The 8,182-nt window shown below is 34.4% G+C and carries 9 protein-coding genes; 6 read left to right on the forward strand and 3 right to left on the reverse strand.

The window, feature by feature from the left end; translation table 11 throughout:
• The first annotated feature begins 372 nt into the window (after positions 1–372).
• Positions 373–1,617, forward strand: a complete 1,245-nt coding sequence (locus ACTCDL_RS05005) for a dicarboxylate/amino acid:cation symporter (protein WP_463174497.1) — start codon at positions 373–375, stop codon at positions 1,615–1,617.
• 184 nt (positions 1,618–1,801) lie between these two features.
• Here the strand turns inward: ACTCDL_RS05005 and ACTCDL_RS05010 are convergent, their stop codons facing one another.
• A complete protein-coding gene (locus ACTCDL_RS05010; RefSeq protein ID WP_463174499.1) occupies positions 1,802–2,104 on the reverse strand; it encodes an AzlD domain-containing protein in 303 nt (100 codons plus the stop codon).
• Positions 2,097–2,849: an AzlC family ABC transporter permease gene (locus tag ACTCDL_RS05015; RefSeq protein ID WP_463174501.1), complete on the reverse strand. Its 753-nt coding sequence runs from the start codon at positions 2,847–2,849 to the stop codon at positions 2,097–2,099. The genes ACTCDL_RS05010 and ACTCDL_RS05015 overlap by 8 nt, the downstream gene beginning before the upstream one ends.
• Positions 2,850–3,119: 270 nt before the next feature.
• Here ACTCDL_RS05015 and ACTCDL_RS05020 point away from each other — a divergent pair, with 270 nt between their 5' ends.
• Entirely contained in the window at positions 3,120–3,683 is a 564-nt protein-coding gene (locus ACTCDL_RS05020) for a helix-turn-helix domain-containing protein (protein ID WP_463174503.1), read from the forward strand.
• A 262-nt stretch (positions 3,684–3,945) separates the two neighbouring features.
• The gene (locus tag ACTCDL_RS05025) at positions 3,946–5,124 is read left to right on the forward strand and encodes an aminotransferase-like domain-containing protein (RefSeq protein ID WP_463174504.1); all 1,179 of its coding nucleotides are present in this window, start codon (positions 3,946–3,948) and stop codon (positions 5,122–5,124) included.
• Positions 5,125–5,155: 31 nt separating this feature from the next.
• Here ACTCDL_RS05025 and ACTCDL_RS05030 read toward each other — a convergent pair whose 3' ends face one another.
• Positions 5,156–6,397, reverse strand: a complete 1,242-nt coding sequence (locus ACTCDL_RS05030; protein ID WP_463174507.1) for an LL-diaminopimelate aminotransferase — start codon at positions 6,395–6,397, stop codon at positions 5,156–5,158.
• A gap of 271 nt (positions 6,398–6,668) precedes the next feature.
• On the opposite strand from ACTCDL_RS05030, the gene ACTCDL_RS05035 reads away from it, so the two are divergent.
• From ACTCDL_RS05035 to ACTCDL_RS05045, 3 genes are all read left to right on the forward strand, one after another.
• On the forward strand, positions 6,669–7,112 hold the full coding sequence (locus ACTCDL_RS05035; protein ID WP_463174509.1) for a DMT family transporter: 444 nt from the start codon (positions 6,669–6,671) through the stop codon (positions 7,110–7,112).
• 98 nt (positions 7,113–7,210) lie between these two features.
• On the forward strand, positions 7,211–7,540 hold the full coding sequence (gene trxA / locus ACTCDL_RS05040) for a thioredoxin (protein WP_463174515.1): 330 nt from the start codon (positions 7,211–7,213) through the stop codon (positions 7,538–7,540).
• Positions 7,541–7,595: 55 nt separating this feature from the next.
• Positions 7,596–7,874, forward strand: coding sequence for a metal-sensitive transcriptional regulator (locus tag ACTCDL_RS05045; RefSeq protein ID WP_463174513.1), 279 nt, complete (start codon positions 7,596–7,598; stop codon positions 7,872–7,874).
• The last annotated feature ends 308 nt before the right edge of the window (positions 7,875–8,182 follow it).

Genomic DNA, 8,182 nt, shown 5'->3' on the forward strand with positions numbered 1-8,182 from the left:
GTACCTACCTCCTTAGGTTTTATAATCTTTATAGGTTAGTGATTCTAGACTGGAATTTAAATTTGTCCTTATATAGAGATATTACGACACTTTTTATAATGATAAATTTACTAGCCACAGGTTTCAACCTGTGGTGATGATGACATGTTACACTACGGGTTAAAACCCACACTACGGGTTAAAACCCGTAGCTAAAACTTAAAGTGTCGCTATATACCTATAAAGTTTCATCTTAACTTTACACCTTTACAAAGGTGGTGAGTATAATCGAATTCATATAATAGTGATAGTTACAGTATATATTTAATAAACCTATGATTTGATAAATTATTGAGATAATAAGAAGGTTAAAAATTTCAGGGAGGTTTCTTAATGATATTAGTAAAAAAATGGAATGAGTTGGAGTTGCATACTAAGATTTTAATTGGTCTACTTTTAGGAATTATTGTCGGGGTGATCTTTGGTGAAAAGACTGTAGTTATTGAGCCTATTGGTCAATTATTCATTAGACTTATCAGGATGGTGATTATTCCTCTAGTCTTCTCATCCTTAATTGTAGGGGCAGCTAGCGTAGGAGATCCTAAAAGTTTAGGGAGGATTGGGAGCAAGACCATTGCTTTTTATCTGTGTACAACAGCTTTTGCAGTAATTATTGGGTTGATCTTAGGTAATGTTATTCAGCCAGGTCTTGGGTTGAAGCTAGATGTAGGTAAGGTAGCTATGGAGGCTAAAGATGCACCTCCATTAAGCCAAACTTTAATTAATATTGTTCCTAAGAATCCTATTGTGGCTTTGCAACAAGGCAATATGTTGCAGATTATCGTCTTTGCTCTATTTATAGGGGTAACAATTTCTTTAATTGGTGATAAAGGAGAACCTGTTTTGAAATTCTTCGATTCCTTTGCTGAGATTATGTATAAATTAACTGCTATAGTGATGGAGTTTGCCCCTTATGGTATTTTGGCATTAATAGCTTCTGTGGTAGGTTCCTTTGGCTTAAGTGTATTATTGCCATTATTAAAGGTAATTATTGCAGTCTATCTTGGTTGTTTAATCCATTGGATCATCACTTATGGTGGGGCCATCAAGCTATTTACTAAGCTAAGTATTAGAAGATTCTTTAAGGGGATTGTTAGTGCTCAAATCTTTGCTTTTAGTACTTGTAGTAGTTCTGGAACCTTACCTGTGACTACTAAGTGCTGTAGAGATAATCTAGGTGTTTCTGATAAGATCAGCAGTTTTATCCTACCTTTAGGTGCTACTATCAATATGGATGGAACAGCCCTCTATCAAGGTGTCTGTGCATTATTTGTAGCACAGGTATATGGAATGGAGCTAAGTCTTGCTCAACAGATTACTGTAGTATTGACAGCTACTTTGGCTTCAATTGGAACAGCAGGTGTGCCATCAGCAGGACTAATTATGTTGACCCTTACCCTAAAGAGCGTTGGCCTACCTTTAGAAGGGGTAGCTTTAATTGCAGGAATTGATCGTATCTTGGATATGGCTCGTACGGTAACTAATATAACTGGTGATAGTGCAGCTACTGTAATAGTAGCCTCCTCTGAAGGAGAAATCGATTTAGATATTGCTAATTCAAAAACTGTAAATGCTTAAATGTAATAAAAAGACCTTTAAATTTAAAGGTCTTTTTATTATCTGCATGTTGAGTTAGTTAAATTTTAATGGGCGTAATGAATAGCGACAGGTTCGGAGTTAGGTGGGTAGCTGGATGGTTAGATTTTTCCTAACTACCTACCCTCAAACCACCTAATAACCAAAGTATCACTTTTTCTTTCTATTATATAATTAATTCTACTAATAGCACTCCTCCAATTCCTCCACCTACTACCACTAATAAGTTTACTTCCAGCCATGCTAATACCACAGCGATAACTCCACCTGTAATAGCTGAGTTAATACTACCAGTAGAATAGATAATCCCTGGAAAGATCAAGGCACTTAAAGCAGCTATTGGGATAAACTCTAGAACTCGTTTAAGAAAAGGTGGCAGTTTGATAGTTTGTAAGAAGACCATTGGTAGCATTCTGGGAATATAAGTGACAGCACCCATGGCTATTAGGAGTAGCCAGATATTATTCATTCTTATCACCATCCTTAGGGAATAAAATAGCTCCAATGATAGAAGCAAATATTGTTGTAATAATTATCATCCAACCTGTTGACAGTTCCTTAACAGTTGGTAGATAATACAAGCTAGAGCTGATTCCAAAGGCTAGCAAGGCAACTATCAATAAAGAATTGGATTTTTTAAGATTAGGAACTAATAAGCCGATAAACATTACATAAAGGGCAATTCCCATACTACTTTGAAGTATTGCTGGCAATCCTGTGCCTAAGAAGACTCCAACTGCTGTTCCACCAACCCAAGAGAAATAAGCAATCAAATTCAATCCTAGAACAAAGTTAGCAGAGAGTTGTTTTTCTTGTAAAGATGCTAGGGCAAAGGTCTCATCAGTAACTCCAAAGGATATTAAGAGAAGATATTTTTTGGTTATCCCTTCCTTTAACCTCTGGGATAATGAGGCGGTCATCAGAAAATGCCTTAAATTGATAATAAAGGTTGTCATAATAATTTCAGGATAACCTGTTGCTAAAGATAATAGATTGACAGCAATAAACTGACTTGCTCCTGCAAAGACTATTAAAGACATGGCAATACTGATATGATTGGGAATATTGTTACTTTTAGCAAGTAAGCCAAAGGCGATAGCTATAGGAATATAACCGATTGCGATAGGAATTCCAGCTTTAATTCCAGACCAGAAAGGGTATTTGTTTAGAGAAATCTCCTTGTTAAGTAGGGAAATATTTTCATTATTATTCATATCTCTTGACACATCCTTTCTTGATTATATGTAAGGAATCAGGAGTCAGGAACTAGTTATCAGTAAAATAGATTGATTCCAGATTCCCGATTCCTGACACGAAAGTATCTCTTTTTCTCTATATAACATCATAATTGAATTTTATTATAAATTAGTATGTTATATTATCTATTTGTATTTTATACAGTACGAAAATCTATTGTAATATATTATACTAAAATATGTTATAATATACAAGAGGAATTTTTTATTAGACAAGGAGGCTGTTTAATGAGTGATATCAATCTTAGTATCGGGATAAAGTTAAAACAAATCAGAACAAAGAGGAATCTTAGTTTGAGTGAGCTTGAAAAGATAACTGGGGTAAGTAAGTCGATGTTGGGGCAAATCGAAAGAAATGAATCTAACCCAACAGTTAATACCATGTGGAAGATTGCTAAAGGTCTTGATGTCTCTTTCTCATATTTTATCGAAGAGGATAGGGAGAAGGTATCTGTTATCTCTAGAGAGAATATTAGCCCTCTTGTTGAGGGGGATGGTAAATATAGAGTTTATCCCTTATTTACTTTTGTTCAAGAGAAGAAGTTTGAAATCTACAATATCGAGGTTGAACCTCAGTATGGATATGAATCTGAATCCCATTCTAGAGGTGTAGAAGAGTATGTTGTTGTATCTAAAGGTGTCTTAGAGATGATAATTAATGATAATATATATAAAATTAAAGAGGGAGATGCTATATTTTTTGCTGCTGATAGGGTACATACTTATCGTAACAACACAGACTCTTTAGTTAAAGCTCAGGTTTTAGTCAATTATCCATTAATCAGCTACTAGGTTGATACTTTTTAATAGTTGAATTTTAATATATATAGAAACCATTAAAGATTTTGTATTTGTTTTATTATAATATTGAGCTACAGGTTTAAACCTGTAGCTTGTCAGAAATAGTTAAATTATTAAACTTCTTTTTTGTGTTCTATATAGTAGCTTTTATTTAAAATTTATATTGACAACTTTACTTATTCCTAATACAATATAATATACAAAAGTACAACATAACATATAATTAGAGTTAGAGATGAGGAGGAGTAGAGTAGTGAGTAGTTTATTTGCTAAGAGAGTTGATGATATTCCTAAGTCCTTTATTAGAGAGATCTTGAAGGTGATAGATGATCCAGAGATTATCTCCTTTGCAGGTGGCTTACCAAATCCAGAGTTTTTCCCAGTAGAAGAGATTAAAGAGGCGGCTAGTAAGGTATTAACAGACGATGGTACTAATGTTTTACAATATAGTACTACTGAAGGCTACCTTCCTTTAAGGGAGTATATTGCTGATAGATACTTCAAAAGGCAGGGTCTTAAGATCAGTCCTGAGGAGATATTGATTACTAATGGTTCCCAGCAAGGCCTGGATTTAATAGGCAAGACCTTTTTAGATGAAGGTGATGGAGTGATTATTGAGGAGCCAGGGTATTTAGGTGCAATTCAGTCTTTTTCATTTTATAGACCCAAGTTTCATCCAATACAATTATTAGAGGATGGGGTCGATCTTGAGGTTTTAAAGGATACATTGGCAGAAAATGATTGTAAGTTGTTTTATGGTGTACCAAACTTTCAGAATCCTTCTGGGATAACTTATAGTGATCAGAGAAGAAGAGAAGTAGCTCAGCTGTTAGAAGAGAGTAATACTATCTTTGTAGAAGATGATCCTTATGGTGAATTAAGATTTATTGGTGAAGATATTCCATCAATGAAGAATTACCTTAAAGAGAATACTATTTTATTGGGGTCTTTTTCCAAAATAGTTGCTCCAGCCTTTAGATTAGGGTGGGTAGCTATGAGTAAGGAGAAGATGGAGAAGGTTATTGTAGCTAAACAGGCTGCTGATTTACATAGTAACTATTTTGCTCAGCGGGTAATCTATAAGTATTTGATTGATAATGATATTGACCAGCATATCAGTAAAATTAAAGAGGCTTATGGACGCCAACGCGAGGCGATGGTTAATAGTATTAAAGAATATTTTCCTCCAGAAGTAAGCTGTACTGAGCCAGAGGGTGGAATGTTCTTGTGGGTTACTTTACCAGAAGGGATATCTGCTTTAGATATCTTTGAGCTGGCAATTAAGGAGCAGGTTGCTTTTGTTCCAGGTAGTCCTTTTTATGTTAATGATAAAGGGAATAATACTTTACGATTGAACTATTCTAATGTGGCTGAAAAGAAGATTGAAAAGGGAATAATGTCTTTAGCTAAAGTTATTAAAAGTGCATTATAAAGAAAAACCCCGCAGCTGCGGGGTTTTTTGATTAGAATATAAATTCAATATCAGATAATCTTTTCTTAACCTCTGTAAGGACTCGTTTTTCATCCTCTTCATCTTCTGCCACAAAAGTAACAGAGAAACGAACGAAGTTTCCTGCATCATCCCAAGGTACTGTAGAGATTAGTTTTTCTTTGATTAAGAATTGAGAGAACTCTTCAGCATTAGCAAATTCTGCTCCACTCTTAGTTCCTTTAGGAATCTCTACATATAAGTAGAAAGAACCTTTAGGTTTTAGGGCATCAAAACCAACCTCTTTTAAAGCCTCAGCCAACAATTCATGGCGACGGGAGTACTTCTCAGCAGTCTTTTCGGTAATCTCTGGATGTCTTAGTGCATAAGCTCCAGCAAGTTGAATTGGAATGAACTGTCCAGAGTCGTTATTATCCTTAACTGTAGCAAAGCCTTTAACTACTTTAGCATTACCTGCTACAAAGGCCATTCTCCATCCAGTCATATTAAAGGATTTAGATAAGGATTGAATCTCAATACCTACCTCTTTAGCACCAGGAATTGATAAGAAGCTTAAAGGCTTGTTATCATCAAATACTAATCCTGCATAAGCAGCATCATGGATTACAATGATGTCATTCTCTTTAGCAAATTCAATTACTGATTCAAAGAACTCTTTTGTTGCACTAGCCCCTGTTGGGTTGTTAGGGTAGTTTAAGTATAATAATTTAGCTCTCTTCTTCTGATCTTCAGTTAAAGTACTCAAATCAGGTAAGAAGTTATTCTCTTTAAGTAATGGAAGATTAACAACTTCTCCACCTAACCATTTGGTATGTGTCCCCATTACAGGATAACCTGGCACAGTCATAATGGTGATATCTCCAGGGTTGATAAATGCACTTGGTAACATAGCTAAAGCTGGTTTAGAACCAATAGAATGATTAATCTCAGTCTCTGGGTCTAATCCACTTACTCCAAACACCTTCTCCATATATTCAGCAGCAGCTTCTTTAAATTGAGCAATACCATTATCAGAATAGAAACGATTCTCTGGCTTTTGAGCCTCTGCATATAATGTCTCTACTACTTCTTTATCAGCCATCCAATCTGGCTCACCAACACCCATATCAATTAACTCTATATCAGGATGCTCTGCTTTAGCAGCTCTTTTAGCTCTTTTAATTTTTTCAAACTTGTAAATAGTAGTATCCTTACCGAACTTACTTCCTCCAATTCTCTTGGCAAATAGATTCTGTATGTAGCTTTCTTCTGTCATAATCCGATTCTCCCTTCTCAAATACATGGTTTCATTATAGTATCTATATTTTCTCCAATATTTATTATATAGATTTCTAGCTTGTAAATCAACTGATTATTGAAAATAGTTATTAATTAATAATTATAAGCTAACATTTGGTGTTAGAAGTTAGTGTGATTTTATTTCAAATTAATTATTGATAGGTTGATGGACTTTAAAATAAAAAAAGAATAAAATTCTTAAAACTTGCCAGACTAAGTTTAAGAATCTTAATTGAAGGAGACTATCAATGGAAGGGATTACATTTATCATCGTTGCAGTTGTATCAGGCTTAACTATGGCAATTCAGGGGTCATTGAACTCTGTACTTGGTAAAACTGTAGGGCAATTAGAAGCTACCTTCATAGTCCATATTATTGCTACAGTATTGGTAGCTGTACTTTTATTTGTTCTATCTTTAGGAAAAGGGGATTTGTCCCAATTATCAGAAGCACCATGGTATACTTATTTAGGAGGAGTACTTAATGTTATTATTCTTTATGGGGTGATGTATAGTATTCCTAACCTTGGGGTAGCTAATGCTACTACTGCTATAGTAGCAGGGCAGGTCTTAACAGCAATTTTAGTAGATCATTTTGGTCTTTTTGGCTTAGAGAAGATAGACTTTCAATGGATACAGCTAGTTGGCTTGTTATTATTGGCAGTAGGGGTTAAATTACTATATATGAAGTAAAGTCCAAGGTGAGTGTTAGAGCTTTCTTGACAGATTGGTAGAAAGAAGATATAATATACCCAGACCCCTCCGGGAGGGGTAAAAATAATAATGAGGTGATTTTAGTGGCACAGCATACAGTTGAGGTAAATAAAGATAACTTTGAAGAAGAGGTATTGAACTCTGATATGCCAGTACTAGTTGATTTTTGGGCACCTTGGTGTGGTCCTTGTCAAGCAATTGCTCCAGTCTTAGAAGAGTTAGGAGCTGAGTATACTGGTAAGGTCAAAGTTGCTAAGGTCAATGTTGATGATAATCAAGAGTTAGCTACTAAATATCAAGTAGCAAGTATTCCAAATTTAGTATTTTTTAAAGGTGGAGAAGCAGTTGATCGACAGATTGGGTTCTCTTCTAAAGGTGATTTAGAAAATAAAATTAATAGTTTATAATAAAAGGTGGTTAACCACCTTTTATTATATTTACACTCTTTTTAGGGGTGGTGTAATGGCAAAGATTGAAAATCAGCTAAAAAAAGAACTGATAACCCGCCTAAGAACAGTCAAAGGGCATATTGGTGGTATAGAACGGATGATTGAAGAGGGGAAGGATTGTACAGATATTCTAGTACAGATTTCCGCGATTAAGTCTTCTATCAATAAGATTGGATTATCTTTAATTGAAAGCAACTTATGTGATTGTATCTCTGATTCTTTGGACAGTCAAGGAGAAGTTAAAGATTCAGTAAGAGATGCATTAAATAAGGTGTTAAAATTTACTAAATAAAAAAACTTGCTACCTCGGTAGCAAGTTTTTTTGTAATGGGGTAAATCTTATTTTGTGTACTTATACCTTTAATAACCACTTTATTTTAAAGGAGTACAAAATTGAGAAGAAATTTAGATTTGTTAGCTCTATCTTGTGATGATAATTTGATTATAACATCAATTTGTGATGAAATTGTGATCAGTTAGAATATTTTTAAAAAAAATCCATTTTAAGATTTAATCACCATATAATCTCCATGCCTTAAATTTATGAGGTTTTTTCAGTTTAAGTCTAGGACTAAGATTTATCAGATCACAAGACAATAG

The organism is Orenia sp. (assembly GCF_055140805.1).